Below are 995 nucleotides of genomic sequence, written 5' to 3'. Positions count from 1 at the left end.
TGGTGACCATCGGGATGGCGCAGACGGCCTCCGGGCAGATCTCAAAGCAGTTCGACGCGCTCGCGGCGACGCAGGTGGTCATCGAGCCGGGGAGCAGCAAACAGGGGGAGAAGGAGCGGGCGACCGCGCGCATCCCCTGGGACGCGGTGACGCGGGTCGAGGGGCTCGTTGGGGTGGAGCGCGCGGCGCTCTTTGCCAACGTGGATATCGGCTCCGACACGGTGGCGGCGGTCTCCGTGTACGACCCCGCGGAAGCGAAGCAGGCCCCCCCGAAGGTTATGGCGGGTACGGGCGAGCTCATGAAGGTCGTGAATGGCACGCTCGACACGGGCCGCTTCTTCGACGAGGGGCACGACGCCCGCGGTGACCGGGTCGTGGTGCTCGGCGCGAAGGCCGCGAAGCGGCTTGGGGTGAACCGGGTGAGCGATCAGCCCGCCGTGTTCATTGGCGACAAGGCGTACACGGTGATCGGGATCCTCGGCAAGACCGAGGCCCGGCCCGCGCTGCTCGACGCCGTGATCCTGCCGATGGGGACGGCGCGCGGGGACTTCTCGGTCTCGAAGCCGGAGTCGCTCGACATCCGCATCGCCATCGGGGCTGGCCCTGTGGTCGGGAAGCAGGCGCCGATCGCGCTCGACCCGAACGCGCCGGAGAACTTCAAGGTGAAGGCCCCGGCCACGGCCTCGGACCTGCAGGGCAGCGTGCAGGAGGACATCAACGTGGTGTTCCTCGCGCTGGGCGTGATCGCCCTGCTCGCGGGTGGGCTCGGCATCGCGAACGTCACCCTGCTCTCCGTCATGGAGCGCGGCGGCGAGATCGGGCTGCGCCGGGCGCTCGGCGCGACGAAGCGGCAGATCGCCCAGCAGTTCATGCTGGAGTCCGTCGTGACGGGTGTGCTGGGCGGACTCATCGGTGCGGCGGTGGGGGTGTTTACGATTGTGATTATCTCCCTGGTGCAGGGGTGGACCCCGGTCCTTGCGCTCTGGGTGCCCCTC

The 995-nt window shown here is 69.6% G+C and carries 1 protein-coding gene; it reads left to right on the top strand.

From position 1 onward, the window contains the following. The coding region (locus tag OOT08_RS05855; protein ID WP_325091648.1) for an ABC transporter permease at positions 1 to 995 on the top strand (995 nt) is incomplete at both ends.

Origin of the sequence: Leucobacter sp. M11 (genome assembly GCF_035726885.1) — a bacterium.
GTDB lineage: Bacteria > Actinomycetota > Actinomycetes > Actinomycetales > Microbacteriaceae > JAPFRB01.
Note: the sequence above shows the minus strand (reverse complement) of the source record. Positions and strands in the feature narration are given on the sequence as shown.